The organism is Zhongshania sp. R06B22 (genome assembly GCF_040892595.1).
Taxonomy (GTDB): Bacteria; Pseudomonadota; Gammaproteobacteria; order Pseudomonadales; family Spongiibacteraceae; genus Spongiibacter; species Spongiibacter arctica.
Genome location: NZ_JBFRYB010000002.1, coordinates 172,814 through 197,719 on the forward strand (window position 1 = coordinate 172,814; position 24,906 = coordinate 197,719).

The window sequence follows — 24,906 nt, forward strand, 5'->3', positions numbered from 1 at the left end:
AGGCCAAGTTTCTTGCTAGCTTATTCTTTAGCTTCCATTTTCGCCTTCAAATCAGCAAATGGACTATATGTAGCGGCTTTTACTTCTGACTTTGCGCTGCTGCCATATCGCACATGGTTGGCAAATTTTGTGTGCTCTTCATCATGACAATAAATACACAGTAACTCCCAGTTGCTGCCATCACTTGGGTTGTTGTCATGATTGTGATCAACATGATGCACTGTTAATTCGGAGAGATTCTTGCGGTCAAATTCTCTCGTACAACGACCGCAAATCCACGGGTAAATTTTTAAGGCTTTTTCGCGATACCCAGACTCTCTTTTGGCATTGTATTTAATCTGCTCGGCGCGAACTTGATCATATTTACTCATACTTGATTTTTCAGTGCTCATACGTTTTAAACTCTTATTCAATGAACATTCTATTGCCATAAAAGCGCTCAGAGCTTACAGGTACAGTAGATATAATAATCACTGTAGAGCCTGTGAGAGCGTGTTGTAACACTAACATACTAAGTCTAACTGCAGATTGTGTATTGCAATATCTATCTGCCATGGTTTTCAGTGGTGGCTACAAGATGTGGAGCCTGTACTGTGGTAACGGTGAAAAGCGTTTGTAGCTTAATGATCACTATTTAAAATAATTTTTACTGATGAGTATGTCGAGACGCTGTAAGGGACTAGATAAGTAAGAATAATTTGCAAGATATTCTGCTTGCTTAAGCTAAGGCTGAATATTGCCGAGCTATGATTTATCAGTGCCAGTACGGTGCCGACCAGTAGGCAGACCTTAAATGCTGTGCGATATACATTTGGCTGTAAAGCGGCTTCGAGAAATTTAAGCATTTGCTATTCCGGCTATTATTGTTATGTAAAATTTGAGTGCCAGTAAAAAGGCTTCTGCCGGCAGATCAATCCACGATGCTGGCTGTACCTTTACCCCGCGGCATTCCCTCGGCTGGTGTTAGCTTGCGTTTAAATTGATTAATCCACAAGTGGGTTGATTAGTCCGCGGATCAAGCGGCTATTCACGCGAACTAAGACCGTTCGCGGAGAGCGGTAGTCTTCTAATAACCAGTGCAGTGCCGATTGGCTGATCGCACCTACCAGTGAGATCCCGGTGATGCGAGTTTCCTCTTTTGGTAGAGGCCAATCTGGCTGCATGGCTTTTCCTAGGAACAGCAGTAAATCGGCGAATTGCTGGATGCGACTTGTGTACATTGCGTCGATGCGCGGGCTAACGCCAAGGACTTCTAGCCAGCATACGCGAGCCACTCGGGAATTTTCAAAGGCGGTGAAAAATGCCTCAAGGCCGGCATCGATCTGGCTGGCTGGGTGCTGCTGGCTTGCTGAGGCGGTAATCGCCGCCATGACCTGTGCTTGGATCTGGTCTAGCGACGCCGTATAGACCGCAGCCAATAGATCTTCGGTATCACTAAATGTTTTGTAGAAGTAGCGGTCGGTGAGACCGGCCTGCTTGCACAGCATTCTGACGGTGGTGGCGCGGTAACCGACGGTGCCAAAGAGTTCTAAGCCGGCATCCATGAACTGCTGACGTTGTCGGGATAGGCGCTCGGCAGCGCTTTCGCCACCGTAGGTGCGTCCCGGGTTTGCTTGTTGTTCATTTTTTTGCATATGAGTATTTGACGACAAGCGCCATCAGAAGTAAAGTGATGTTATTCGTCGTCACATTAATTGTTTTTCGCTTCAGCACTCAGAGAGAGTCAGAATATGCAGGCAAAGCATTGTTATCGGGTTGTCATTATTGGTAGTGGATTTGGCGGGCAGTGCGCCGCGATGCGTTTGCAGGAACAGGGTATCAACGATATTCGGATTCTTGAGCGCCGCGACTTTATGGGGGGCACCTGGTGTCAGAATAGCTATCCGGGTGCGGCGGTGGACGTGCAGTCGCCCTTGTATTCTATTTCGTCTGAGCCCTACGCTTGGTCGCAAATGTTTGCAGAGCAGGATGAGTTGGAGCGCTACACCAATAAAGTGATCGATAAGCATGGCCTGCGCGATAAAACCACGCTAAACGCCAATGTGAAACAGGTGCAGTGGGATGACGCTGCCAAGCGTTGGGTGCTTGAGACCGAAGCCGCGGGGACGTTTGAGGCGCAGATCCTGATAAATGCGTCCGGCCCCTTGAGTACACCGGTCATTCCCAACTTCCCCGGCCGCGACACTTTCAAAGGTAAAAGCTTCCATACCAATAGCTGGGATCATTCTTATGATTACAGCGGTAAGCGTGTGGCTATTGTTGGCAGTGGCGCAAGTGCCGCCCAGGTGATCCCCGCGATTGCGGCAGAGGTCGGTGAACTGCATGTATTTCAGCGCAGCCCGCATTGGGTATTGCCGCGGCCAGATCGCAAGTTTTCATCATGGCAGCGCAAGCTGCTTGGTATCAAACCACTCTACAAGGCCCTACGCTGGGCGATCTACTGGGGCTTGGAGGCTCGTGTTATTGGCTTCAAGTATTCAAAAACAATGCTTCATTTGGTTGGTGGTCGTGTTGCCCTGAAGCATCTTGAAAAACAAGTCGCAGATCCGCTGCTGCGCAAAAAGCTGACGCCGGATTTCACCATCGGCTGCAAGCGGATCATCCTCTCAAGTACCTTGTATCCCGCGCTGTCTCAAAAAAATGTAACGGTGCATGACAAGCAGGATGGTATTGCGGCGGTTAATGAGAACGGCATACTGACAAGCCAGGGGCAGCAGATTGATGTAGATCTGATTGTATGGTCTACCGGCTATGACGCTACCGATGGTGTTATCTCCTATCCGGTGATTGGTAAAGACAGCGTGAGCCTCGCCTCGGTCTGGGAAGCGTTTCCGCGGGCCTACCTCGGCACTGCCATTCCGGCTTTCCCTAATTTCTTTGTTGTCACCGGTCCCAATACTGGTATCGGCCACACCTCGGCAATTTTTATTATTGAATCGCAAATGAAGTACATCACCGACAGTATTGCCGAGCTGGATAAGTCCGGTAAGCAATCCATTGAGGTGCGGCCCGAAGCCGAAGCTGAGTACACCCAAATGGTGCATTCAGAAATGGAAAAAACGGTTTGGAAGTGGGGCGGTTGCACGAGCTGGTATCAGAGTAAAAGTGGCCACGTTATTGCCATGTTCCCCGGTTTTAGTTTCACCTATCGTCGGCTTGCCAGCCGCTTCAAATCAAAACACCACCTAATGAATTGAGACTGATGACATGAATAACTTTAAAAATAAGATTGTGGTTGTCACGGGTGCGGGTTCGGGTATGGGCCGCGCCTATGCGCTGGAATTTGCCAAACTTGGAGCGCGGCTAGCCCTTAACGACTACGACAGCGCAGGCCTTGCTGAAACCGTTGAGCTACTGCGCGAGGCCGGTGAAGTAGAGCTTTATACCGCCACCTTTGATGTGGCAGACCGGGCGGCGATGGCAGGTTTTGCAGATGAAGTGAAAAGTGTTTTGGGTAACGCCCATGTGATTATTAATAACGCCGGTATCTCGGGTGCTGGAAAGCCGGTGTGGGCGACGCCACTTGCCACAATTGAACGGGTGATGGGCATCAACTTCTACGGGGTAGTGCACGGCACCCAAGTTTTTCTGCCCCAGTTGATTGAGAATGGCGAGGGTGCAGTGGTTAATGTGTCTAGTATTTTCGGCCTTATCGGCCCACCCAATAATAGTGAATACAGTGCCTCTAAGTTTGCCGTGCGTGGCTTCACCGAGTCGCTTATGGTCGAGTTGCATGACAGCCCAATCAGCGTGCATCTTGTGCACCCGGGCGGCATTGCTACCAATATTGCCAATATGCCCCAGCATCAGGCATTTTCAGACAAATACCTGTCAACGCCGCCCGAGCAAATTGTTCGCCACGTGATCCGTGGTATTCGCCGCGGCACACCCAAAATTGTGTACGGCCGGGATTCCTTTAAGACTTGGCTGGGCGCGAATCTGGTTCCGCTGCGTTTATTAAATAAATTGATATGGCACGACATGCGCAAGGTTCTCGACCGCAGCGATTATCCGCCGCAGCCCTCTGCCATGCGTGATCTGTCTACGTCAGAAAAAGAAGGTAATGCAGAATGAAGAAGCCCCTTGTTGTTGCCCTAATCAGCATAGTGATTGGCTTTGCCATCTGGGCTGGCGTCACCTATCCGCGCATTGGTGGTGAGGTGTTGGCACTAGCCAGTAAGATTGAAACCACGCTCTATGGACTGCACCGCGCTGAGATAGAAATCAGCGATAGCCGCCTTATGAGCTGGCAGGGCGGGCCAAAAGACAGCGCGGAAACCGTGGTCATGCTTCATGGCTACAGCTCAGAAAAGACCGTGTGGATGCGCTTTGCCAGTCATTTTACTGACCGTTATCGAGTGCTGATCTTAGATCTCCCAGGCCATGGTGAAACGGCCTTTGATCCCGCGCTCAAATACGACTCAGTGAGTCAGGGTGAGCGTGTGCTGCAAGCTCTGGATGCACTGGGTGTTGCCAAGGCGCATATCATCGGTAATTCGATGGGCGGCTTTATCGCCGCGCAGATTGCTCTGCACCATCCAGAGCGGGTGCGGAGCGCGACGCTGATCGATCCTGCGGGGGTGGTAGCGCCAAATACCAGTGATATGGAGCGGATGCGCGCCCTCGGCCGCAATCCATTTGAGATGAGCAGCCGTGAGGAGTTTGACACCTTCTACGCCATGACCATGTCGCAGCCGCCTTGGTTGCCACGAATGATATTGGACTATATGGCGGACGACTATATTGCGCGGCGTGAATCACTGGCGCGTATTTTTCACGACTTCCATGACGTCGACATGCTCGACACGCGGCTCTCTGAGTTTGGTGTGCCGGTGTTGCTGCTGTGGGGTGAGCGCGACCGTCTGTTGGACATCAGCAGCGCTGAAGTATGGAGGCAGGGCATTCCTGGCGCGCAACTCATCACTTATCCAGAACTCGGGCATATGCCGATGCTAGAAGATGCCTCAGGTAGTTCCCGCGATGTTCTGGATTTTATCGCCAAGCATCAGTAAATATCGTTCTCTCTAATAGGCAGCAAGCATGAAAACATTTAAGGATAAGGTTGCCATCGTTACCGGCGGTGGTGGCGATGGTATTGGTCATCACTTAGTGATGGAGCTTGCGCGGCGCGGCGCCAAAGTCGCGTTCTGCGATATTGCTAATCGGGAGGCCAGCGAAGCTAAGCTCGCAGAGATCAAGGCAGACTTTTATAGCGAGCAAGTGGATATGGGCGATAAGGGCGCCATCAACGTCTTCGTCGACAATGTGATTGCTCACTTTGGACACATTGATCTCTTAATCAACAATGCAGGTATTGCCCTAGGTGACCTCACTTTTGGGGAAGCCAGTGAGCAGGACTTTGAGAAAATAACCAATATCAATTACTGGGGTGTTATTCACACCACTCAGCGCTGCTATCAGCATCTACTGAGTCGCCCAGAGGCCGCCATTGTTAATCTCTCTAGCTCGCAAGGTATTTTAGCCTTGCCCTATCTGGTGCCGTATTGCACAACCAAGTTTGCGGTGCGCGGCTTCACCGATAGCTTGCGTGCCGAGCACCGTATCCGTGGCATCCATAATCTTACCCTGCATACAGTTCATCCCGGTGCAGTGGCCACCAACATCACACTTAATGCCGATCACCACAACAGCAGTACAAAACACTTTCATGCCGAGTTGCAAAAGGGCACGCAGCCATCAGCTGCGGCCAATATAATTTTGCGCGGAGTACAGAAAAATGTTGGCCGTATTTTTATTAGCGATGGCCGCGTGCAAGATATACTCGCTCGACTTATGCCCTCAGGCTACGTGAGCGTTGTACGCTGGCTTATGCGGATGCGCGGGATTGCGATACGTTGAGTGGCGTATTAACCCACCGCGCCTTTCGGCGCGGTGGGTTAATACGGGGATATATTATTTTTCCAGTTGAGTGCGTATCTGCAGGCGTTTGGCGTCGGCCATCGACGCCAAAAAACGCACGTTGGCAGAAATTTCTCGTAGGTCTTCTAGCCAGCGTTGCCTGCCATCCACCGCGTCGCCTCCAGCTTTCAATAAATTCTGGTTGTCCGCTATTTTAATCGCGTTTTCAAAATAGCTGCCGGATACCGACTCTTCGCAATGGATTCGCTTTTGCAGAACGCGCTGCTTGCCCAGGGTTAATGCGTGATTGATAAGTTGCTTTGGATCACTAATTTCACCCTCGGCTTGCATCCGCAAAGCCCTTGCCAACACTAGGTAGGCTTCTATAAACGGCCGGAGGGTGCCGTGTCCTAAAATGGGCGTAATACCAGCCAGCAATTTCCGCGTGGGTTTGGCCCCTTGTATAACGCTGTTCCGCCAGTCTGGTGCGCGTTGTTCAAGTTCGCGTTCCAGCAGCAGGATAAAAGCGCTTGAGCCTTCGAAGAAAAATTCGTATTTGAACATCTCTCGCAGTTTGAGTGCTTCGTCGTGGAATTGGGTAATGGCTTCGTCACCGGTTTTGTTAACAGCAAGCAGTGCCATATCGGCAATAGCGCTGGTGATGAAAAAGTGAATCAAGCCATTGCGATAGTAGGCCGCGGTGCGACCCGCGCCAGCGGGCAGCATATAAACAGATTCAATACCGTCGTTGAAAATATTGATGACACCGGTTGTGCCGAGTTGTTGCAGGCATTTTTTGATGCCCGCGTCATCGAGGTTTTTGACGTCGTTGGTGGCCGCGAAGCCCAGCTTATTGATTAACTCCAGCAGCGCTTGGATATCGGCATTTAGCTCGCTAAACGTGATGGCCTTGTGGCCGTGTTCAAGAATGACATAGCAGATTAAAGAGTTAACGGTGATTGGCGTGGCATTGTTGGCGTCAACCGCTAATTCGAAGGCGATTTTTTGAATGTCTCTGGTTTGCGGCGCCGGACTGCTAAGGTCTAGGTGTTCACTGATAGTGACACCTTCCCCAAAACGCACATGGATTTTGCCATGAGGGTTTTTTAGACCACTGATGTATTCCATAAACCACGAGGTCGACTCGGGGCGTTTTTTACCGCCGGCCTGCAGGGCGTCGTAGTCAGCAACTTCAGGTACTTGGTCGTAGGTAATGGAGACTGGCATCAGTAACAGGTCAGGGGCGTCGTCACGCATATGCGCGCTAACCACATAGTTGATTAAGCCGAAGCGCGGGGGCATTAATTTGCCGGTGCGGGAGCGTGTACCCTCTAGCGCCCACATTAATGGGAAGCGTTTTTCACCGAGGTAGTCGATATAGTTTTTAAATACGACCTTGTAGACGGCGTCGTCTTGGAAGCTGCGACGAATAAAAATAGCGCCAGATCGGCGGAGTATTGGGCCTATTCCGGGCATGTTCATATTGATGCCCCCGAAGAGGTGTAGCGGTGTTAAATTCTGGTCGTGAAAGATGGTCATCAGTAAAAAACCATCGATATGCGATTTGTGGGTGAATAGAAACGCGACCGGTTTTTCGGTGAGTAGTTTGCGGATGCGCTCGATATCGCCATCCGCGTAATCAATGTCTTTGTCAAAACCGCGGGTGTACATGAAGCGGCCTAAGGCGGCGGCAAGGTCAGTACCGAGAGCGGTCGGTTTTGCCGACATTTCGTCTAGGCAAAGTTTTGCCTCTTTGATCAAGCTGTCCATCGAGCGGCCGCTAGACTCGCTAATCTTAGTGAGGGCTTTGATGACAGAGGGCTTGCGAATGACTTCGTCTGAGAGTAACTGGGGAATTTTGTAGCGCGCGCCTTTGATATGGCGTTCATTTTTTTCTAGGGCTAAAAAAGCCGAGCGATCAATAAACTTAACAAGATTCTCGTCGCCACCGTGCTTGCGAACATGGTGAACACAGGCCTCGTTTAGCTGCGCGAGACTGGCGCCATTGCCAACGGTAATGCTGTAGCTGTTGCGGTCCTTGCGCAGCCTGAGTTGCTGTTGAAACCAGCCGGGGTATTCACGATTGCCGGTCACTAAATCTCGTAGTGACACCCCTTGCATATCCCGAGGCGTGCGGGTTTTCCAGCTCACTCGCACGGGCACAAAGTAGGGGTTTTGATTTGATTTGGTCAGTTCTGACAGCTGGGTGTTCGAGCCCTGTCCGTGGCGCCGCACTTCTCGTAATTGGCGATGAACGACATGGTAGCTTGCGCCTGCGGGTTTGTTCTCGCGGATAGCCTCTTCTAGTAGGCGTTTTTCAGTTCGGGTGATGCTGTCTACGATGAAAACCACCGGCCCCGTAATATTGTCAGGCCAGGGATTATTGCGAGTTTCCTGCATATTGCTATTCCTTTAGTACTATATACCGAGAGATTATCACTACTAATATGGGGCGCGTTCTTATCGACCCCGTGCCGTGTTATTTAAAAAGCATATTACCCATCTTTATAATTGCCGCTCTAACCAAGTGTGTACTTCGGCGTAGATTTCATGCTTTTCCGGTTCAAGAAAAATTTCGTGATAAAGGCCCGGGTAAATCTTTAGGGTTTTATCCGCGGAGGAAATACCGGCGTAGAGTTTTTCTGAACCCGCGGGTGAGGCCATTCTATCGTCGCCACCATGTAAAATCAGCATCGGTAAAGAGATGCTAGCGGCATTTTTGAGTACACGGTCAGCTGTACGCAATAGTTCAGTAATCAGTCGCACCCGGATTTTGCCAGTGAACACGCGTGGGTCGTTGCGATAAGCTTCAACAACCTTGGGATCATGGCAGACGTCATTGGCCTCTAATTTTAGTATCGGTAGCTTTGGCAGTAGGATTGACAGTAGGCGCAGCAACAGTCTTTGCACAGGACCCACTGCACCACCCGTGTCCAGGGCTGCACCCGATAGAATACAGCCGGCGACCTGTTCTTGATGCTCCAGCAAATAGGCGCTTGAAATCACGCCGCCCATGCTGTGGCCGATCAAAAAGAGCTTGCTCGTGGGGTGTAGCTCGGCAATTTGCTGGCGGTACTCGTCAAGGGTGGTTAGAAAGTCGTCAAAGTTATCTATATAGCCGCGCAGCCCTTGGGACTGGCCGTGGCCTTCGTGGTCTAGGGCGTAAACGGCAAAACCCTGGGCCGTAAAGTACTTAGCTATTTCGACATAGCGATTGCTGTGTTCAGCCAGGCCATGGACCAGAATTAATACCGCCTTTGGCGTGCCGACTGGCTGCCAGTTTTGGGTGTAAATACCGCAACCGTTGCGGCTGCGTAAAAGACTTTTTTGCTGTGTCATCGGCTAGCTTCCATTGCAACTTCGGTTCTTGAGCGTTTTGAATCATTTATCAGTCGGATTTCCATATCTCGCAGGATACGGTCAAGGACATGACTGACATTGGTTTGGAGGCGAATGGTTTCTATATAGGGCCAGCATGCGCGCTCGCCGTCTCGAATCATATCCATTGCTTCTTCTGTGGTGCGACCTGACAGCAAACCCATTGGGTTGTGGAGGCGACGCGGCGGCAGAATATTAATATCGCCGGTATAGGTTTGGGCCAATACCGAGCTGGTCATGTTCACCAACTTACTGAGGCTAGGGTTGAGACCCACGGGTTTGGAAATAAGTTTAGTGCCGGCCAATAGCCATTCGCGGGTAGTGTTGCGCATGGCATGTTTCATAATACCCCAGCTATTCTGATCTTTGGACTCAGAAACGAAGGGTAGTGCAATGGGGTTGGTTTGGCTGACAATAAAATGATTGACACCGTATAGCCTAGCGACGCGTTTTATAGGCATATCGTCGCTGACCGAACCGTCAATCCATTTCTGGGAAGCGAGATAAGCTTGGCGCTCGCCGCGTTGATTTTTGGCCGCTAGGGTGACGGGCGGAAAGGCGCCGGGAAAGGCGCAGGATGCCATCACCGCTTCGCGAATCATCACATTGGGTGAGGCAATCGCGTTGAGCAATCGAGACGATTGGTGTTTTTCAGCGGGGGCCACCGACACATTGATTTGCAGCCCGGTTAGATGGAATGCCTCTTGGAATGTCAGGTCTGGTATTAATCGTTCATATAATTCTGCAGCCGCTTCAGGGGATATTGCCGCGCGTTTAAATATATTGAGATTGGCGAGCTTGCTGGCATCTTTGGCTACTTCGATACTGATGTATTCTGGTGTAAAAATTTTAGCTAGGTCGGCTCGGGAGTGGGTGCCCACTAGCGCGGACACGAGGGCGCCACCACTAGAGCCGGAAATAATAGGTGGCAGTAGCTGCTGTTCCCACAGTGCCTTTACCACCCCAAGGTGGAAATACAGCAGGGTGCCTGAGCCACTTAACATTAGAGCGGAACGACCAAAGCAGTGACTGGCGCGCTGAAAGAATTCGAACTTTTCTTCAAGCGGAATATCCTCGGTCCTGTCGCTGGCTAAGTATAGTAAGGCTGAACCGATTTCTTCTATGTATTCGACGATCAGGCTTTTGGTGCCAAAACGCGCTTTTTTGTAAAGGCTTGAGCGGCCCATACCGGCCATATTGCCGTGAATACCTTCGTTCAGCGAAAACATCAGACCGTGGTTGTCGCCTTTTGCACGTAAGTCACGGAGTCGGTCTAGGCGCTGTCGAATAGACTTAAAATCATATAGACCACTTCGGTCTACGTTTTTCCAATAATCAAGACCGCTCTTCTGGTCGCTGCGCATTGCCGCGGCCTTCCATTGCTCATAGGTTTCTGCGTTGTCTAATTCTTGGTCGATTACGTCTTTGCGTCGGGACATGTTTTATTCGCTCCGGTCAGCGTCGTTATCGTTAGGGAGATTAAATTTATTACAGGCTTTAATTCGGCAGTCAAAGAAATATGATCCGTCGGCAATGATGTTTTTGGCGCGGATTATGTCGAGGGAGATTAGCTCCTTGTCGTTCAGCGAAGAACTGCTTGGACCCTCAGCATGAGCTAGCATTGTCATGTTTTGCGGGCCTATATTTCTTTGCACCTGAAAAAACGCATTGTAAATATTCCATTTATGGCAGCGTGACGATCTTCAGGGCTAAGACAAAGCATCATTTTTGCTTGCACTTATAGCCCTACTATTGTCAGTGTTATTTCCCGTCTTAACAATATCAATCTCCTGCAATGATGCTCTGCTGGTCATTGTTCTTAGATGATCGGTCGCTTTGAATTTGATGGCAGGCTGTTTTCGGCCGCATTTGCTCCCTCTTATGGGGTAAGCATATTTTGTGCCGTCGGCTTTTTTCTAGACTAGAGGGTGCTTGGCGCGCGTTACTTGTCCTATTCGCCCTCATAGCATTAAGTGCAGCCAATATCGCAGCCCCGTCTAAGCGTTGATGGCGCGGCGATGCATGACTATGCGCGGCTTTTAAGATATTTTGCGGGGATATTCAATGTTTAGGGCCTTCGCGATTGTGCTAGGCAGATGACGATTGCGACTGAATCCTTTATTGTACGCCCCTTTATATTGTTGAGAGCACAAACCAATGGATGACTTCGCTGAGATCCGGCCATACCACGACAATGAAGTTGTGCCGGTGCTAGCCAAGTTGTTGCGAGATCCAGAGTTGTTGAATATCGTTGCGAATCTGCGCATTCCGACCTTAAATCGCTACCTGCCATGGTTGGTGCGACCAGTTATCACCTGGTATCTGCGGCGTGAACTCAAGGACGTAACGACGGTGGCGGATTTTCAGCACGTCATTAAGCGTTATATGGACACGATGATCGAGGATCATACCTCCAGTTTCACTGTGTCTGGACTTGAGGTTTTGGGTTCGAGCGCAGCGTATTTGTTTATTAGCAACCATCGCGATATTGCTCTCGATCCGGCCTTTGTGAACTACGCCCTCTATCATCACGAGCGAGATACCGTGCGTATCGCCATTGGCGACAATCTACTTTCTAAACCCTTTGCCGCTGATCTGATGCGTCTCAATAAGAGCTTTATTGTGCAGCGCTCTGCCCGCGGTCCTCGGCAGATGCTGGCGGCGTTTAGGCAATTGGCCAACTATATTCGGTTTTCATTATTGGAAGAGCGCAGCTCTATTTGGATTGCCCAGCGCGAAGGGCGCGCTAAAGATGGCAATGATGCCACCGAGGCAGCGGTTATAAAGATGATTGGTATGGCTCAGAAAAAGCCAGACGAGAGCTTTTCTGACTATATCAATCAGTTAAATATTGTCCCGGTTGCTATTTCATATGAGTGGGACCCCCTGGATGCCGCCAAGGCCCAAGAGTTGGTGCAGGTTGAACGCGATGGTGCCTATTTAAAAGCGGAGCATGAGGATTTAAAAAATATTGGTATTGGCGTGCTGGGTAATAAAGGCGATGTTCACGTTAGCTTTGGTGCGCCCCTCAAAGGGGAGTTCGCCGACGCAGCAATGGTGGCGGCGCAGTTAGACGAGGCAATTATTGATCAGTACCGCCTGCATGCGAGCAATGTGCTAGCGTATACGCGGCTATACAATGATGAAAGCTGGCGTGAGTTGCGGGTGCCAGACATTAGCGATGCTGATATCGCCGATTTCGACAGGCACTTCGAAAACATCCCGCAGGAGTATCGTGTTAAGGCGATGGAGATATACGCTAACCCAGTGCGCAATCAATTGCGCAGTCGGGATTTGCGGGCAATAGAAGAGATCGTTTAGGTGCTCACTGACGCGCTTAAAAAAGCGATTCAGGATGCCTATCGACAATTCCTAGACGTAAAAAAGCTGCGGCCTCGCTACGGCCAGCGCTTGATGATTGCTCATATCGCCAGAGTGTTGGGTGGTATAAAGCGCAATCAAGAATTTCAGCGCGGTGGTGGTGATCACCTCTGTGTGGTCGAGGCGGGCACCGGTACCGGCAAAACCTTAGCCTATGCGGTTGCGGCGATTCCAATCGCGAAACAGAGTCATAAGACACTAGTTATTTCTACCGCAACCGTCGCTCTGCAAGAACAAATTATCTACCGCGATCTGCCTGATATTCTCACCAATAGCGGCCTGCACTTTACGGTGAGTTTGTCTAAAGGTCGGCGGCGCTATATCTGTTTGTCGAAATTAGATCAGTTGCTGTCGGGCGCAGATGCCAAGGTCTTACCGCTGTATGTGGATGAGCATATGGCGGCGCCAGATGCCGAAAGCCTGTCTTTGTACACTGATTTTGCGCAGAAGATGGCGACTGGTAAATGGGGCGGTGACCGCGACGACTGGAACACGGTTATTGCTGACGATAAGTGGGCGAGGGTTACCACCGATCATGCTCAATGCACTGGTCGGCGCTGCAGTCATGTCAAACAATGTAGCTTTTTTAAAGCCCGAGAATCGCTGACGCAGGCCGATGTGATTGTGGCAAATCACGATCTGGTCCTGGCTGATCTCGCCTTGGGCGGCGGTGCCATTCTGCCACCCCCTGAAGACTGCATCTATATTTTTGATGAAGCGCATCACTTGCCAGATAAGGTCATTAACCATTTCAGTGCGAACTTTCGCTTGGCCGCGACCGAGCGCTGGTTGGAACAAATTGAGCGCGCCTTGGCGGCGATGATTGCTGTGCCGGCCATGGATGTAAGTGCGCGAGGCGGGCTGGAGAGCTTGCTGTCGCAGCTGATTGCGGTGCGGCGGGGCTTGGACCCGCTGCGGCCCATATTAGAAGGCTTGTTAGACAGCGCGGAAGAGCGTCAGGGTACAAAGAGCGTTCGGTTCCCAGAAGGTATAGTGCCGGATGATTTAGCGGCCCATGCTAAGAATATGGTTGGGGGCTTCAGTGGCGTGATTCAACAGGCTGAAAAGCTTATTGATACCTTTCAGGACAGCTTGGATGGCAACCAACTCATGGCTAGCCGAGAAGTTACCGAACAGTGGTTGGCGACGGTATCCTCTGCGCGTTTTCGTGCCGAGAACGCCTGTGCGTTATGGCGCTCTTATGCCAGTGATGCGCGTCAAGAAAAACCGCCCAATGCACGCTGGATGGCCTTGGTAGAAACTGGCCAGGGATTGTTTGATATTGAGCTAAACGCCAGTCCAATACTGGCGGCCAATGCACTTAAATCGGCCCTGTGGTCACGTTGCTACGCGGCGGTGCTGACATCGGCAACACTCACTGCGCTAGGCAGCTTCAATCGCTTTAGTATGCGTGCGGGTCTAGATGTTGATGCCAGCTTTGAAGTGGTGCCGAGTCCGTTTGCCCACGCCGAGGCCGGTGAATTGTATGTGCCGGCCATGAGTTGCGATGCGGGCAATGCAGAGGCGCATACCGCCGCGTTAATAGAAATGTTGCCAGAGCTGATGGCGCCCTCGGCTGGGAACTTGGTGCTGTTCTCATCTCGCAAGCAGTTGCGCGCGGTCCGAGAGGGTATGCCGGCGGAATGGCAGCAACGTATTCTTGCCCAAGATGACCTGCCCAAGCATGAGATTCTTAGTCAACATCGAGCGCGTTTAGATAAGGGCGACGGCAGTGTCATTTTTGGCTTGGCAAGCTTTGCCGAAGGGGTGGATTTACCCGGTAAATATTGCTCCCATGTGCTAATCGCCAAAATTCCCTTCGCGGTGCCGGAAGATCCGGTAGAGGAGGCGCTGGCTGAGTGGATTAGTCGCAATAACGGTAATCCCTTTATGGATATTACAGTGCCAGATGCCGCGGTGAAACTGATACAAGCCAGTGGTCGTTTGTTGCGCAGCGAATCAGATGTTGGGCGTATTACTATTTTAGACCGGCGCATTGTGACTAAGCACTACGGTCGGAAAATGCTGGCGTCGATGCCGCCATATCGGCAGATAATAGAATGATTTGGATGACTTCTACGCGCGGATTCAGCGATGAGTGACGGCCTTGAAGTTGCAGCGGTATTAATCGATATCGAGGCCGAGTTGCGTCAAATAGGATGTTGGCAAGCAGAGGCACCACCGCCATCAGCGCTGCGCAGCGAGCAGCCCTTTGCCGTGGATACGCTTAATTTTGCGCAGTGGCTGCAGTTTATCTTTATTCCGAGGATGCGATTTTTAATCGATCAGCAGCAGGACTTGCCGAGGGCCAGCGGCATTGCGCCCATGGCCGAAGAGTATTTTAGCGCTACGCAATTGCCTGCGAATGGTTTGATGGCTGCCTTGCGTGCGGTAGACGCCTTGCTGGGCAGCCAGCAAGCTTAGCGAGTGCCAGTGTCTTCGGCAGCCATAACCATGCGTACTAAGTGGGCCAGTGAGCGCACTCCCATCTTCTCCATAACGCGCGCTCGGTGGATTTCTACGGTACGCTGACTGATATCAAGATCGTAGGCGATGACCTTGTTTGCCTTGCCTTCGATCATGAGTTCCATTACTTGAGTTTCGCGCGGGGTAAGATCGGATAATTTAGCCCGAATTTTATGCTTCTCTTCCAGATCAGCACGATTCTCGGTGTCAGCGGCGATGGCCTGTTGAATTTTCCCTAATAACTCTTCTTCTCGGTAGGGCTTTTGCACAAAGTCCACTGCACCTCGTTGCATGGCGTCTACAGCCATTGGCACATCGCCATGTCCGGTGACAAAGATAATAGGCAAAATAGAATGTCGGGTATTGAGTTGGCGCTGCAGTTCCATGCCATTCATGCCGGGCATACGAATGTCCAGCACCATACAACCTGCCATCTCTGTGCTGTAATCTTCTAGAAAGGCGTCCGCTCGTGAGTAACTAGCCACTTTGTGGCCAACTGATTCTAGTACCATTTGGAGGGAGTCTCGCACGGCTTCGTCATCTTCTACTAGGTACACAGTTGCTTCGATAGTCATTGTTACTTCCTTGCCGTTACCGTTTTATAATGTATTTAGGCTACCATGAAATTATAGGCTTTTGGCATGCTTAATCTGCGAATTAGTCGATTGATACTGGCAGGAAGCGCCAAGACTGGATAAGCTTCCGGCTAATAAGCCGCAACGCAACGATGCGATTGCTAAACACAACAAGGGTTGCGCATGCGAACTAAGCGCAGTTTAGTACAGATTTATCTCCTCAGCCTAGTCGCATTGTCTGCGATTCCTTTGGCGATATTTGGCTATATCTGGATTGCTAAGGAATACGAAAGTTACACCGAGCAAAGCGAAGCGTGGCGAGACGCCTACGTGGAGTCTCGGCGTGAGCTGTTGCGTAGAGAAGTTGGCAAGGCCGTTGAGTATTTAGACTATAAGCATAAGCAGTTGAACCGACGGCTGTATAATGACTTGCGTCAGCAGGTCGCCGTGGGTATCACTCTCGTTGAAGATACCCGCAAAGAGTTTGTCGGCGAAAGTAAGGCTGAGCAGCTAACCCGTTTGCGGGCAACCATGGCCTCACTCAGATTCTCCGATAATAAGGGCTTCTTCTTTTTATTCGACGACCAAGGGCGAGCTTTGCTGCCGCCGATGGACGCCGCTGCTGAACAGCGAATGACAGACCGCGCGACGGTAGCTTCTTTTTCTAGCCAGATCAGGGCCGCGCTATCAAATAAAACATACGACTTTCTTGAATACCGATTTACCGATCAGAATAGCGACCTTACGCCAGAACGCAATTTTAGCTTTGTTTACTACTACAAGCCGCTGAACATTTATATGGGCGCCAGTATCTATCTCCGGGATGAACTCAATCGTCTAAAGAGCGAAGTCATTGAGCGGATCGCAGCGGTCCCCATCGACCCAGATAACTCGATATTGTTTGTGGTGGATAAAGACGGTCGGCAGCTGGTTAATGCCTATGATCCCAGTAACGTGGGTTCCTTTATGCCAGATATCGTCGATGTTAGTGCAAGGGTCGGCGGTGATGAGCAGAGCCTGTTTACTGAATTAAGCTGGCTGGACCGCGACGGTCAGAAAAAACCGGTTATCTCTTATATCCGCCGTTTCGAACCCTGGGGCTGGGTATTGGGTTCTGGTGTGTTTCTGGATGAACTTAACGTCAAACTCGCCGATGAACGCACCGCCCTTCAGGCCCGGGTTAAGGAGCATATTCTATTCATTGTTGTTATCGCGTTTGTGTTGATGATGTTCTCAACCATTGCGGCGCGTTGGTTGGCTAGGCGCAGCGCAGCTGGGTTTCATATCTTTCAGCAGTTCTTTGCTGATGCGAGCAAGAGTTCTACCGCAATAGAAGTGACGCGTCTGCCGTTTGCCGAGTTTCAGCGTTTAGCTGAAGACGCAAATTATATGGTTGAACAACGCACCGAAACCGAACGCGCTTTAAAGCTCAGTGAACGGCGTTTCCAACTGGCACTCGATGCAGCCCAAAACCATCTCTGGGACTTGGATTTACAGACCGGCTTGGTGACCGTTGGCGAGAGTTTTTTCCGTTTACTGGGATACGACGCCCCCTTTAAACCCTATCCCGTGGGTGCATTCAAAAATATTGCCTATGGCGATGATCTACAAATTATCGCCTCGGCGGTGGACAGCTGGCTGGGCTTGGCAACCGGCAATAGCGTTGAGTTCAGAGTAAAGGATCGCGCCGGTAATTTCCGCTGGATTTATAGTCGCGGCGACGTAGTTGAGAGCAATGAAAACGACCAGCCGATTCGCGCCATGGGTATTATGACCGACGTGACTGATCGCAAGCGGATTGAGCAAGAACTGGTCAACGCGCGCATTGCCGCCGAAGACGCCTTGCATGCAAAGAGCCAATTTTTATCCAGTGTCAGCCATGAATTGCGTACCCCCTTGAACGGCGTTTTGGGCTACGCGCAGCTATTGCAGCGCGATACCGGTATTCCCCTGGGTAGTCAGGAGCATTTGCGGGCGATAGAGAGCTGCGGCAAGCATTTGCTCACCTTAATAAATGATGTCTTGGATCTAGCGAAGATTGAAAGCGGTAATATAGATATTGTTTGCCGCCCCAATAAGCTCGACGATATCGTGTCTAATGTCAGCGATATTGTTGCCCATAGAGCGAAATCAAAAGGTCTAGAATTTGTTGTTGATCTCGATCCCAATTTACCCGTGCAGGTCCAAGTCGATGAGGTGAAGCTGCGTCAGGTCTTGGTTAATTTACTGGATAACGCGGTTAAATTTACCAGTAGCGGCAAGGTGGTTTTAAAACTGCATGCCTCACCTGAAACTAAGCAGCTAATGTTCTCAGTCACCGATAGTGGCATGGGTATTCCTCAGGAAAAGCTGCGCGACGTATTTGAACCCTTCCGGCAGGTAAATCCCCAAGACGGCAAAGGCACTGGCCTAGGTCTCTCTATTTGTCGACGCTTAGTTGAGGCGATGGGCGGTAATTTAAATGTCAGTAGCGAATTCGGGCAGGGTAGTTGTTTCTATTTTGACGTGCCTTTACTGGAGATTGGGGCAAGCGAATATATTGATGAACTGGTGGTAGAGGCCGCTGACCGCGCGCCCAAATTGCTGACGGAGACTGGTCAAAATCCAGCGATCATTGTTGCTGATGATGTTGCGGTAAATCGCCATGTCTTGCTGAGTATGCTTGAAGACGTTACCACTGATGTGCGGGAGGCAGTCAATGGTCTTGAAGTTATTGAGCACTTGAAAGAACGCACCGCGCAGCTGGTTTTAATGGACTTGCGTATGCCGGAGATGGACGGCATGGAAGCGACGCGGGTTATTAAACAAGAAATGGGTATGAAAGATGTCGCCATTATCATGGCCTCGGCAACAACGGATGAAGAGATGATGGAAGAGGCTGTGGAGGTCGGCTGTGATGGCTTTTTACCCAAGCCTATAAGCATAGGTGATTTACTTAAGATTGTTGCCTCTACCTGTGGCGGTCAAGCGCAGAATCCCGTCGTTATGCCCCCTCCTGTGGTGGCTAATGTGGTGCCCTTAAGTGATTTTGTATTGCCTAAAGATCAAGATTTACAGGACTTGAGTGCAGCGGTGGATCTTGGCGATGTCACGCGGCTGCGGGAGTTATTGCAGCAGCTGCGGAAGCGCAGTCCCGAGTGTGATGGCTTTATTGATGAAGCTGAAGAATATCTGCGTGAATTTGATTTCGATAAATTGGCTCGGCTATTGGTGCAGGCTTCGCACGAGACGAGCGTAAACGATGCCTGATCGAGGCAGCGAACAAATATTGTTGGTTGACGACAATCCGACAAATTTACAGGTTCTTTTTAAAACCCTCGAAGGTAGTGGTTATCGGCTACTTGCAGCGCGCGACGGTGAAGCCGCACTTTACACCGCCAGGCGGGCGCGACCTTCTCTTATTTTACTTGATGTCATGATGCCGGGTATGGATGGCTTTGAGGTCTGTGAACGCCTTAAAGAAGACCCCGATACTGCCGACATTGCGGTGATTTTTTTGTCGGCCTTAACGGATAGTCAGTCCAAAGTGCATGGTTTAGCCATTGGCGGTGTGGACTATATTGCCAAGCCTTTTCAGACCGACGAAGTGCTTGCGCGGGTGCGAACCCACATCAAGATTCAGCGGCTTGAGCGCGCCCTGGCGCGTCGAAATAGCGAATTAGAAGATGAAAATCAGCAGATTTTAAATGCCGTCGATGAAGGTATTATCGGCATGGATGTTACTGGTCGTGTGACCTCAATGAACGCCCAGGCCGCGGCGATTACTGGGTGGCCTGCCAGTGATTGTGTTGGTGAATCTTTCTCTTTGCTGCAATTGTTTCCCGACGATGAGGCCCTGAATCAATCGCTGGGCTTGCTGTGTGAGGGCGGCGTGGGTTTGCGCAAAGAGCACGTTAGCATTACTACTCGCTCCGGTCGTATTGCGCCTGTCGCCGTGAGTGGCTCACCGCGGAGTGAAGGTGGTGCGGTATTAGTTTTGCGGGATATAAGTGAATGGCTGCAAGATCAATACGCGCTTGAGCAGGCCAGAGAGGAAATGGACACCCAGCGTCAGCATTTGGCGCATATAGAACGCCTTAGTACCGGTGGCGAGATGGCGGCGGGGATTGCCCACGAGGTCAATCAGCCACTGACTGCCGTCACCAATTATGCCCGGGTCGCGCAGCGCCTGCTGAATGATTTGCCTGCGGATAAACGTTTAAAAATGGACGATGTGCTCACTAAGATTGCCACTCAGGCTGAGCGCGCAGCGGCCGTTATTCAGCGCATGCGCAGCTATGTTAAAAAGCCCTCAGGTGGTCGCCAGGTGCTGGATTTAAATGCCGTCCTTGAGGATGTCTTGGCGCTTGCTGAGGTCGACTCTAGGGTCAACTCGATTCCTGTGGAACTAAAAGCTGGGGCTAATTTGCCGGCTATTTTTGCTGATGAAGTGCAGTTGCAGCAGGTGGCTTTGAATTTAATTCGCAATGCTATGGAGTCGACCGCCAATGCCGGTAATAGCAACGCAGTAGAAGTCAGTACCTACCTAGAAGGGGGTATGGTGTGTTTTCGGGTCAAAGACTTTGGAGCCGGTATGGCGCCAGAAATAGAAGCGCAATTATTTAGCCCATTTGTGAGCTCTAAAGAAGGGGGTATGGGCATAGGCTTATCGGTGTCTAAGTCGATTATGCAGGGGCATGGTGGCGATATTCGATTTCAGGCCAATCCCGATGGCGGCGCCATTTTTAGCTGCGAATTTCCGGTGCATCACTAGAATCTATTGCAATTATTTTAAGCGGAGGGCGACCTAGCTAGTGGCTATGTTAAAAGCACTCAAGTCCAAACGTGTCACCGAGCTGCGGAGTCAGCAATATTTGCAGTGCCGCGATCAATCTATTGCCATCACTATTATTCGCAGCCGCCGCCGGCGCCGCAAATTGAGCTTGCAGGTAGGGCGCTCCGGTGTAGTTTTACGCGCGCCTTTTGCTACTGTTGCCGCTGATATTGACAATATGCTCGCCCGCAACCGAGATTGGATCTACGATCGCCAGCAAATGCTGCAGGTGCAACAGGGTGAGGCCCTGCGATACGAATCTGGCGAACACCACGACTACCTGGGTGAATCGCTGGAGCTAAGTGTGGCGGCCGGCAAGGGGCGCCCGCACGTGCGGTTAGGCGACGGTATGCTTCATATCGACGGTGACATAAAAGATGCTGCGCAGATAAATCGAGTTTTACAGCAATGGTATTTGCGACAGGCTGAGCAGGTTTTCTCGACGCGATTGCAATTTTGGGCTGAACAATTGCCGTGGGTAAAGGACGTGCCCGAGCTTAGACTAAGGCGTATGCGTTCGCGCTGGGGAAGTTGCTCGGCTGACGGTCGTATTTGTTTAAATACCCATTTGATCAAGGCCGACCAGCGCTGTATTGACTATGTGATTGTTCATGAGCTCTGCCACTTACAGGAGTTTAATCACAGCCCGCGATTTTACTCCCTCATGACGTCTGCTATGCCCGACTGGCCGCAATATAAGGTGGAGCTAGAGGCTATTGGCGCTCGTCTTGTGCGGGAATAGATAGTTACCCTGACGTCTTTGTCGCGCTGTAATTGGTGGCAGCTATAAATAAAAATAAGCTGCTCTCAATGACGTTTGCCACGGGCTCACGGTAATTGTTTAATGCCCAGCGGCGGGCTATCTGCAATACCGCGCCGACTAGCCCCGCATACACCATACCTTCATCGGGTATGTCTGAGATATCGGTTTGCCCCAAGGATTCAGTTAAGGTCTGAATCAATACCGCAAAGTCTTCCATCGCCTCATAGTAGAGTTCATCGATAGTGTCGCTGACGCCTAAAATCTCGAATAACAAGAGGCGGCCAATGTCAGGATTCTGGTGGAGGGTGTCGAAAAACGCTTTTAAGCCCGCGCGGGAAAATGCTTCAGTATTGCGTTCAGAGGTTTCGACGGCGGCGAGCATCCGATCTTTTAAATAGTGCGTCTGAACTTTATAGACTTCTGCTAATAGCGCCTCGCGATTGACGAAGGACTCATAAAAGTACCTCTCGGTTAGGCCCGCTTCCGCGCAGATGCTGCGAACACTGGCGGCGGCGTAACCATTGCTGCCTATCACGCTAAGGCCGGCGCTGAGTAATTGCTCGTAGCGTTCGTTGCGGCGCTGATCTCCGCTACTGCCGCGGTATAGGCGCGGCTTCTGGGTGGCGTTAGTCTTACTTATTAATTTGGGCATTTAGAAATTTTGACATGAGTTGATGTCAGATGTAAAGTGACATGATGTGTTGTCAAATTCAACTGCTGCGGTTCATCGCAGTGATACTTGTCGTAAAAGGTGTGTGTGAACGTGGAATACGATGTTGATTACTTGGTAGTGGGCTCTGGTTTTGGCGGTTCGGTGTCTGCATATAGGCTGAGACAAAAAGGCTATAGCGTTGCCGTGATGGAAATGGGTAAGCGCTGGAGTGCGGAAACCTATCCACCTTCCAACTGGCATTTTCATCGCTGGTTGTGGCGGCCGATGCTGGGGCTAAAGGGCTTCTTCAATATCAAATGGTTTAAACATGTGTTGGTCTTGCACGGCAACGCCGTGGGCGGTGGTTCGATCACGTATGCAAACACCTTGTTGGTCCCTAAGCCCGAGATATGGCAGCAGGGCAGTTGGGCGGGCTTAAAGGATTGGGACGCAGAGATGCCTGCCTATTACGCTACCGCGCAGAAAATGCTGGGGGTGACAGAGAATCGTATTTTGGGGCCGGCAGATCATATTTTACAAGAGGCAGCCGAGGACTGGGGCTGTGGCGATACGTTTTATAAAACCCAGGTTGGGGTATTTTTTGGCGACGAGGGTGATACGCCTGGAAAGTCATATCCTGATCCCTATTTTGATGGTGAAGGCCCGGATCGCAATAGCTGTATTGGCTGTGGCGGTTGTATGGTGGGCTGTCGCCATAATGCCAAGAACAGTCTCGATAAAAACTATCTCTACCTAGCTGAAAAACAAGGGGTAGAGGTTTTTGCTGAGACCCGTGTGGTCGATGTTGTGCCTCTCAATGGTAAGGCAGACGGCGAGGATGGCTACGAGATCACTACCGTTAGCAGCACATCAATATTGTCTCGCAATAAGCGGCGCTGGCGGGCGAAGGCTGTCGTGTTTGCGGGTTCTTCACTGGGGACTCAGGAGCTGCTCTTTAAACTGCGGGATAAAAAGTCACTGCCAAATATATCTCAGCAATTGGGTCGCCGAGTTAGAACAAACGCCGAATCGCTTATCGGTGTGCGCTTGCCTAAGGCAGATAATATGGATGAGGGCATTGCGATTGGTTCTGGTATTTACCTCGACGATAAAACCCATATTGAAGCCACGCGTTATCCCCGCGGTTCTGATGCGATGGGCCTGTTAGTTACGGCAATGATTCGCGGTAACACAGATTGGCGTCGTATCTTTAATTGGCTGTATACCATGATGCGCCTGTTGGTGAGTAATCCTAAGCAAGCGCTCGGTGCTATGATCCCTTTTGGTTTGGCACGACAGACTATTATCATGCTGTGTATGCAAACCTTGGACGGACATATCGATATGTTATACAAGCGGCGCTGGTACTGGCCGTTTAGTAAACGCATGGTCAGCTTTGGCCCTAAAATTCCCGCCCATATTCCCGAAGCTAGTGAGTTCGCCTTAAAAGCCGCGCGACGTTTGGGCGGTATGGCCGGTAGCTTGATAACCGAAGTATTGTTTAATATTCCGGCCACGGCCCATTGTATGGGTGGCGCGGGCATGGGGCGCAGCGCGGATGACGGTGTGGTCGATGTGCAAAGCCGGGTGTTTGGCTACAAGAATATGTTGGTCTGCGACGGCTCCACTTTGTCGTCCAACTTAGGCGTTAACCCCTCACTGACGATCACCGCTTTAAGCGAGCACGCAATGGCATACATTCCCGCCAAGCACGCGCCAGCCGAGGCCGATGTGATAGCGTCTACAACGGCAGTTGCAGGCTAGCTCCGCCGCCAAATTCGCGAGTCCCGGCATAGCTAAATTGGACCTCTATTCTGAGCTGCTCACCAAGGCGATAGCGCAGGCCGGCGGTGGGTAGATCAGAATCGGTGTCGCTGTCTAGCCATTGATAGCCTAGCAATAGGTCCATCTTGGCATTTAGAGGGAGCAAGGTACTAAGTTCGTAGGTCTTGCGGGACGTGAGTTCACCAAAGCCTTTTTCAGGCGTAATGTCGACATCTAAGCGGAGGCTGCCCCAGTCGGCGGTGTAATTGATATTTGTGGATATATGGCTGCGCTGTTGGTAGCGAGTGCCTTCGGGGCCGATCATTTCTTGTTGGTAAATATCTCGTAAGTCTATGCCCACTATCCACTGATTAATTTGATGTTCAAGGCCAATATCTGCATTTAGCTGGAGATAGTTTTCTACATCCCTAGTGCGGTCAAACAGCTTATCTTCGTCATAATCGGCAATAGAAATACGTCGCTCAATAACACTGATGTTCTGGATCTTTGCGGTCATGCCAATGCGGGTGTCGGGCATGCTGCCATTGGTGTAGCGGTAGTTGAGTCCTAGATAGTTTGTCCACAGAGCGTTTACGTTTATGGAAGACTGTAGTTCGCCAAAGCTAAATAGGCCGAGTACCGTGGCAAAACGCAGTCGAGTCGCATCGTCTTCATCGTAGAAAAATCTGCCGCTACCGTTAAATTCAGCGCCCCCCACCACAATCCAATTTTTATTTTTGCTAAGCAAAGCAAAATGACCTCCGGCGGCAAAGCTGGTCTTACCATTTGCGGCATTTTCCAATTCGCTTACTAGGGTGCTTTCATCGCCGGGGAGAACAAGTATGCCCCGAGAGCGCCCTTCCAGTGCGGTACCTTCCTCACTAATTTTTCTTAAATTATCTAATAAACTGTCGTTGTCATTCACAAAGCCGTAGCCATCTCCCTGCAGGGCAGTATCGGCGTCGCGGTTGATTGCGGGGAACGCGGCAGAGCGGCTATGTATTGCGCTCAGGCGGTTATCGCTTGGTGTGTCGGCGACAACAGTGATAGATATCGTTGCCAGGCTCGTGAGTAATAATTGTTTTACTCGGAGGGAGATCAGTATTTGCAAATGTCTATTCACCTTGTTCGAAATTTTATTATCGGCGGCATTGTCGCGATCATTTAGATGTTTGGCCAGAATAATGGAGGGGGGAAGAGGCGGCAAGCGCTTTGCCGGTTTTTCTGTATCTTTGGGGCGTCCTTTACGGTCCAC

At 50.8% G+C, this 24,906-nt stretch carries 21 protein-coding genes; 11 read left to right on the forward strand and 10 right to left on the reverse strand.

Annotated elements, in window-relative coordinates; genetic code table 11:
* Nucleotides 1–20: 20 nt before the first annotated feature.
* The 3 genes from AB4875_RS16645 to AB4875_RS16655 form a co-directional block, all read right to left on the reverse strand.
* A complete protein-coding gene (locus AB4875_RS16645; RefSeq protein WP_368377240.1) occupies nt 21–392 on the reverse strand; it encodes a YajD family HNH nuclease in 372 nt (123 codons plus the stop codon).
* A gap of 228 nt (nt 393–620) precedes the next feature.
* Complete coding sequence (nrtS, locus tag AB4875_RS16650) at nt 621–845, reverse strand: nitrate/nitrite transporter NrtS (RefSeq protein ID WP_368377241.1); 225 nt, start codon at nt 843–845, stop codon at nt 621–623.
* 138 nt (nt 846–983) lie between these two features.
* Nucleotides 984–1,634 (reverse strand): TetR/AcrR family transcriptional regulator, encoded by a 651-nt coding sequence (locus tag AB4875_RS16655; protein ID WP_368377242.1) that lies wholly within the window; start codon nt 1,632–1,634, stop codon nt 984–986.
* A gap of 96 nt (nt 1,635–1,730) precedes the next feature.
* Between AB4875_RS16655 and AB4875_RS16660 the strand changes: the two genes are divergently transcribed.
* Genes AB4875_RS16660 through AB4875_RS16675 form a run of 4 tightly spaced genes read left to right on the forward strand, consistent with a single transcriptional unit; the run spans nt 1,731 to nt 5,859 of the window.
* On the forward strand, nt 1,731–3,197 hold the full coding sequence (locus tag AB4875_RS16660; protein ID WP_368377243.1) for a flavin-containing monooxygenase: 1,467 nt from the start codon (nt 1,731–1,733) through the stop codon (nt 3,195–3,197).
* 10 nt (nt 3,198–3,207) lie between these two features.
* Entirely contained in the window at nt 3,208–4,074 is an 867-nt protein-coding gene (locus tag AB4875_RS16665) for an SDR family NAD(P)-dependent oxidoreductase (protein WP_368377244.1), read from the forward strand.
* The gene (locus AB4875_RS16670) at nt 4,071–5,012 is read left to right on the forward strand and encodes an alpha/beta fold hydrolase (protein ID WP_368377245.1); all 942 of its coding nucleotides are present in this window, start codon (nt 4,071–4,073) and stop codon (nt 5,010–5,012) included. Before AB4875_RS16665 ends, AB4875_RS16670 begins: the two co-directional genes overlap by 4 nt.
* Nucleotides 5,013–5,040: 28 nt before the next feature.
* On the forward strand, nt 5,041–5,859 hold the full coding sequence (locus AB4875_RS16675; RefSeq protein ID WP_368377246.1) for an SDR family NAD(P)-dependent oxidoreductase: 819 nt from the start codon (nt 5,041–5,043) through the stop codon (nt 5,857–5,859).
* Nucleotides 5,860–5,913: 54 nt separating this feature from the next.
* On the opposite strand, the gene AB4875_RS16680 is transcribed toward AB4875_RS16675, so the two are convergent.
* The 4 genes from AB4875_RS16680 to AB4875_RS16695 form a co-directional block, all read right to left on the reverse strand.
* Entirely contained in the window at nt 5,914–8,259 is a 2,346-nt protein-coding gene (locus tag AB4875_RS16680; RefSeq protein WP_368377247.1) for a 1-acyl-sn-glycerol-3-phosphate acyltransferase, read from the reverse strand.
* A gap of 105 nt (nt 8,260–8,364) precedes the next feature.
* Nucleotides 8,365–9,198, reverse strand: coding sequence for an alpha/beta hydrolase (locus AB4875_RS16685; RefSeq protein WP_368377248.1), 834 nt, complete (start codon nt 9,196–9,198; stop codon nt 8,365–8,367).
* Entirely contained in the window at nt 9,195–10,676 is a 1,482-nt protein-coding gene (locus AB4875_RS16690; RefSeq protein ID WP_368377249.1) for a DUF3336 domain-containing protein, read from the reverse strand. Before AB4875_RS16690 ends, AB4875_RS16685 begins: the two co-directional genes overlap by 4 nt.
* A 3-nt stretch (nt 10,677–10,679) precedes the next feature.
* The gene (locus AB4875_RS16695; protein ID WP_368377250.1) at nt 10,680–10,865 is read right to left on the reverse strand and encodes a hypothetical protein; all 186 of its coding nucleotides are present in this window, start codon (nt 10,863–10,865) and stop codon (nt 10,680–10,682) included.
* 529 nt (nt 10,866–11,394) lie between these two features.
* Between AB4875_RS16695 and AB4875_RS16700 the strand changes: the two genes are divergently transcribed.
* From AB4875_RS16700 to AB4875_RS16710, 3 genes are read left to right on the forward strand one after another with little or no spacing between them, the layout of a single operon-like run.
* On the forward strand, nt 11,395–12,558 hold the full coding sequence (locus tag AB4875_RS16700) for a 1-acyl-sn-glycerol-3-phosphate acyltransferase (RefSeq protein WP_368377251.1): 1,164 nt from the start codon (nt 11,395–11,397) through the stop codon (nt 12,556–12,558).
* Nucleotides 12,559–14,682 (forward strand): ATP-dependent DNA helicase DinG, encoded by a 2,124-nt coding sequence (gene dinG / locus AB4875_RS16705; RefSeq protein ID WP_368377252.1) that lies wholly within the window; start codon nt 12,559–12,561, stop codon nt 14,680–14,682. It abuts the gene before it with no gap.
* 30 nt (nt 14,683–14,712) lie between these two features.
* Complete coding sequence (locus AB4875_RS16710) at nt 14,713–15,042, forward strand: YqcC family protein (protein ID WP_368377253.1); 330 nt, start codon at nt 14,713–14,715, stop codon at nt 15,040–15,042.
* On the opposite strand, the gene AB4875_RS16715 is transcribed toward AB4875_RS16710, so the two are convergent.
* Nucleotides 15,039–15,659 (reverse strand): response regulator transcription factor, encoded by a 621-nt coding sequence (locus tag AB4875_RS16715; RefSeq protein WP_368377254.1) that lies wholly within the window; start codon nt 15,657–15,659, stop codon nt 15,039–15,041. The two genes, AB4875_RS16710 and AB4875_RS16715, sit on opposite strands and share 4 nt — an antisense overlap.
* 183 nt (nt 15,660–15,842) lie before the next feature.
* Between AB4875_RS16715 and AB4875_RS16720 the strand changes: the two genes are divergently transcribed.
* Genes AB4875_RS16720 through AB4875_RS16730 form a run of 3 tightly spaced genes read left to right on the forward strand, consistent with a single transcriptional unit; the run spans nt 15,843 to nt 21,214 of the window.
* Nucleotides 15,843–18,908, forward strand: coding sequence for a cache domain-containing protein (locus AB4875_RS16720; protein WP_368377255.1), 3,066 nt, complete (start codon nt 15,843–15,845; stop codon nt 18,906–18,908).
* On the forward strand, nt 18,901–20,412 hold the full coding sequence (locus AB4875_RS16725) for an ATP-binding response regulator (RefSeq protein WP_368377256.1): 1,512 nt from the start codon (nt 18,901–18,903) through the stop codon (nt 20,410–20,412). Before AB4875_RS16720 ends, AB4875_RS16725 begins: the two co-directional genes overlap by 8 nt.
* A 46-nt stretch (nt 20,413–20,458) precedes the next feature.
* Nucleotides 20,459–21,214, forward strand: a complete 756-nt coding sequence (locus AB4875_RS16730) for a M48 family metallopeptidase (RefSeq protein ID WP_368377363.1) — start codon at nt 20,459–20,461, stop codon at nt 21,212–21,214.
* A 4-nt stretch (nt 21,215–21,218) separates the two neighbouring features.
* Here AB4875_RS16730 and AB4875_RS16735 read toward each other — a convergent pair whose 3' ends face one another.
* Nucleotides 21,219–21,887: a TetR/AcrR family transcriptional regulator gene (locus AB4875_RS16735; protein ID WP_368377257.1), complete on the reverse strand. Its 669-nt coding sequence runs from the start codon at nt 21,885–21,887 to the stop codon at nt 21,219–21,221.
* A gap of 111 nt (nt 21,888–21,998) precedes the next feature.
* Here AB4875_RS16735 and choxAB point away from each other — a divergent pair, with 111 nt between their 5' ends.
* Entirely contained in the window at nt 21,999–23,651 is a 1,653-nt protein-coding gene (choxAB, locus tag AB4875_RS16740; RefSeq protein ID WP_368377258.1) for a cholesterol oxidase, read from the forward strand.
* Here the strand turns inward: choxAB and traF are convergent.
* Entirely contained in the window at nt 23,629–24,858 is a 1,230-nt protein-coding gene (gene traF, locus AB4875_RS16745) for a conjugal transfer protein TraF (protein ID WP_368377259.1), read from the reverse strand. The genes choxAB and traF overlap by 23 nt on opposite strands.
* Between the last annotated feature and the right edge of the window lie 48 nt (nt 24,859–24,906).

What these genes read in the sequence shown, in the direction of transcription:
- AB4875_RS16680 (WP_368377247.1), bottom strand. Translation starts at nt 8,259, where the DNA reads ATGCAGGAAACTCGCAATAATCCCTGGCCTGACAATATTACGGGGCCG.
- AB4875_RS16660 (WP_368377243.1), top strand. Translation starts at nt 1,731, where the DNA reads ATGCAGGCAAAGCATTGTTATCGGGTTGTCATTATTGGTAGTGGATTT.
- AB4875_RS16690 (WP_368377249.1), bottom strand. Translation starts at nt 10,676, where the DNA reads ATGTCCCGACGCAAAGACGTAATCGACCAAGAATTAGACAACGCAGAA.
- AB4875_RS16725 (WP_368377256.1), top strand. Translation starts at nt 18,901, where the DNA reads ATGCCTGATCGAGGCAGCGAACAAATATTGTTGGTTGACGACAATCCG.
- AB4875_RS16730 (WP_368377363.1), top strand. Translation starts at nt 20,459, where the DNA reads ATGTTAAAAGCACTCAAGTCCAAACGTGTCACCGAGCTGCGGAGTCAG.
- AB4875_RS16645 (WP_368377240.1), bottom strand. Translation starts at nt 392, where the DNA reads ATGAGCACTGAAAAATCAAGTATGAGTAAATATGATCAAGTTCGCGCC.
- AB4875_RS16655 (WP_368377242.1), bottom strand. Translation starts at nt 1,634, where the DNA reads ATGCAAAAAAATGAACAACAAGCAAACCCGGGACGCACCTACGGTGGC.
- AB4875_RS16675 (WP_368377246.1), top strand. Translation starts at nt 5,041, where the DNA reads ATGAAAACATTTAAGGATAAGGTTGCCATCGTTACCGGCGGTGGTGGC.
- AB4875_RS16670 (WP_368377245.1), top strand. Translation starts at nt 4,071, where the DNA reads ATGAAGAAGCCCCTTGTTGTTGCCCTAATCAGCATAGTGATTGGCTTT.
- AB4875_RS16695 (WP_368377250.1), bottom strand. Translation starts at nt 10,865, where the DNA reads ATGACAATGCTAGCTCATGCTGAGGGTCCAAGCAGTTCTTCGCTGAAC.
- AB4875_RS16735 (WP_368377257.1), bottom strand. Translation starts at nt 21,887, where the DNA reads ATGCCCAAATTAATAAGTAAGACTAACGCCACCCAGAAGCCGCGCCTA.
- AB4875_RS16665 (WP_368377244.1), top strand. Translation starts at nt 3,208, where the DNA reads ATGAATAACTTTAAAAATAAGATTGTGGTTGTCACGGGTGCGGGTTCG.
- nrtS (WP_368377241.1), bottom strand. Translation starts at nt 845, where the DNA reads ATGCTTAAATTTCTCGAAGCCGCTTTACAGCCAAATGTATATCGCACA.
- AB4875_RS16710 (WP_368377253.1), top strand. Translation starts at nt 14,713, where the DNA reads ATGAGTGACGGCCTTGAAGTTGCAGCGGTATTAATCGATATCGAGGCC.
- AB4875_RS16715 (WP_368377254.1), bottom strand. Translation starts at nt 15,659, where the DNA reads ATGACTATCGAAGCAACTGTGTACCTAGTAGAAGATGACGAAGCCGTG.
- AB4875_RS16685 (WP_368377248.1), bottom strand. Translation starts at nt 9,198, where the DNA reads ATGACACAGCAAAAAAGTCTTTTACGCAGCCGCAACGGTTGCGGTATT.
- AB4875_RS16720 (WP_368377255.1), top strand. Translation starts at nt 15,843, where the DNA reads ATGCGAACTAAGCGCAGTTTAGTACAGATTTATCTCCTCAGCCTAGTC.
- AB4875_RS16700 (WP_368377251.1), top strand. Translation starts at nt 11,395, where the DNA reads ATGGATGACTTCGCTGAGATCCGGCCATACCACGACAATGAAGTTGTG.